General features: G+C 40.2%; 3 protein-coding genes. 1 reads left to right on the top strand and 2 read right to left on the bottom strand.

The features are described from left to right. Window positions 1-216 precede the first annotated feature (216 nt). Complete coding sequence (locus IBX40_13240) at window positions 217-609, top strand: transposase (protein MBE0525276.1); 393 nt, start codon at window positions 217-219, stop codon at window positions 607-609. On the opposite strand, the gene IBX40_13235 is transcribed toward IBX40_13240, so the two are convergent. Continuing rightward, window positions 583-1,062 carry a hypothetical protein gene (locus IBX40_13235; GenBank protein MBE0525275.1) on the bottom strand — a complete coding sequence of 160 codons (480 nt, stop codon included), beginning with the start codon at window positions 1,060-1,062 and terminating at the stop codon, window positions 583-585. The two genes, IBX40_13240 and IBX40_13235, sit on opposite strands and share 27 nt — an antisense overlap. Window positions 1,063-1,303: 241 nt before the next feature. Next, window positions 1,304-1,672 carry a hypothetical protein gene (locus IBX40_13230; protein ID MBE0525274.1) on the bottom strand — a complete coding sequence of 123 codons (369 nt, stop codon included), beginning with the start codon at window positions 1,670-1,672 and terminating at the stop codon, window positions 1,304-1,306. Window positions 1,673-1,792: the final 120 nt, after the last annotated feature.

Genomic DNA, 1,792 nt, shown 5'->3' with positions numbered 1-1,792 from the left:
TACTACGAAGACCTGGGAGTGGATAGCAGTGGCAGACGACATATATTGGTGTTTAGCCCGGACCTTCTCAAGGATCAGCGAAAGGCCAGGAAAAAGCTCATAGTGAAGGCGATGGAGGAGCTGGAGTAAGAGAGAAGCGCTCTCACGGAGGCGAAAAAGAGCCGTAATGAAAAGCCAACTGAAAAAAGGATTGATGAAATACTGAAGAAGTTTAAGGTGAATGGTTACCTGGAGTATAGCCTTGAGAGCGTGGTCATAACTACGGAAGGGGGTTCTGAGGTTCGGACTTTCAATCTCAAATTCGAGAAGAAAATGGAGGCGATTGAAAAGGCAATGCTAACGGATGGTATGTGGATGTTGGTCACGAATATCACCAAAACTACAGAGCCTGAGAAGTATAGACTCGGTCCGGAAAAACTTATACGTGCATACAGGGACAAGAATAGAGTGGAAGAGGGGTTCAAGGAAGTGAAGTCTTTCCTTAAGTTCCGGCCGACGTTTGTGTATAGCAATGATCATGTCCGTGCACATTATACGATATGCATTCTGGCTTATTTGCTGGATGTGACTGTAACGAACAGGTTATTTGTTATTTTTAACAATATCTAATAAATCTGATATCATAGTTGTTACACGTTCAGAATGTGAGGCACCAGAATATAAATATTCAGTAGCATTTTCAATATTTGATATATCACCACTGTTAGCATAAGATTCTATAAGTTCACCTGCTTTAGAATAATCTTCTAAAGCCATTCTATATTCATCAGCAATATCTTGAGTTGAAGGAGATAAGACATAGTTGTCTATCATAGATATATCGGACAGACAATCATTTTTCAAATTTGCCCCTTGTATTCCCATCATTGTAAAATTCCCACTAGATTTAGCAGTTGAAATTTCGTCAAAATCAGATTGTATTAATTTGATTGAACTTGGAAGCCATTCAAAAAACAATTGATCATCATTTATTTCTGTAGATTGTGTACCTTCATCAACACATCCTATCGCTCCCAATATCGTAAGCATTATTAAAAATGCTATTAATTTTTTGTTGAACATTTTTATATTCCTTCAATATCTTTATTTATTTTTAGGTCATTTATATTAATTTCCATTCTTATCGGTTTAAATGTTGAATCCCCGTCTGGTACAACTCCACCCACGCCCGCTGAATACCCTCCCGCCTGTCTACGATTATACCAAACTCAGATAGTATAGGTGCTACTAAATTCAGTCCATTGAGATGATTGTACACCTGCAGCATGTCTGAACTTGGAGCCCTTCCGGCATATTCACAGTGTTACGCATAGGACAGCACCTCAGACACTTCCGTATTCTTACCGTGTCGGAAGCTGTACAGTTTAATATTTTCACTAATCCCCGCACGTTTAGCTGCCGACCGTACAACCTTGTTGGCAGCTGCATATTTCAACTGCTCAAGGTTATTTTCGATATCGATCCAGATATAGCCGTCTGCGCCTTTCGGGTATGCCTTTTTCCATGCAACAAGAAAAGGTACGCTAAAAACAACGAATGTCCTGCGAGGGCCGGTTTTACCGTCCACATTAAGATAGACAACATCCATCATCGTCTCTACTGTGTTGCCATTGTTATCCCTTTTCTTTATCGGGATGCATTGAGGATCAATATCAGTCCATTTCAGATTCAAAAATTCATGCGGCCGTGTGTTCGATTCATAGAAGCAATTCAAGCATTTAGTGGAGGGACAGAAGGTAATCACGCTGTGCATCATGTTTCAGGTTCCAGCTGTGTTTTATGGAGGCGACTG

The sequence above is a fragment of the Methanosarcinales archaeon genome (genome assembly GCA_014859725.1).
Taxonomy (GTDB): domain Archaea; phylum Halobacteriota; class Methanosarcinia; order Methanosarcinales; family Methanocomedenaceae; genus Kmv04.
Note: the sequence above shows the minus strand (reverse complement) of the source record. Positions and strands in the feature narration are given on the sequence as shown.

What these genes read in the sequence shown, in the direction of transcription:
- IBX40_13235 (MBE0525275.1), bottom strand. Translation starts at nt 1,062, where the DNA reads ATGTTCAACAAAAAATTAATAGCATTTTTAATAATGCTTACGATATTG.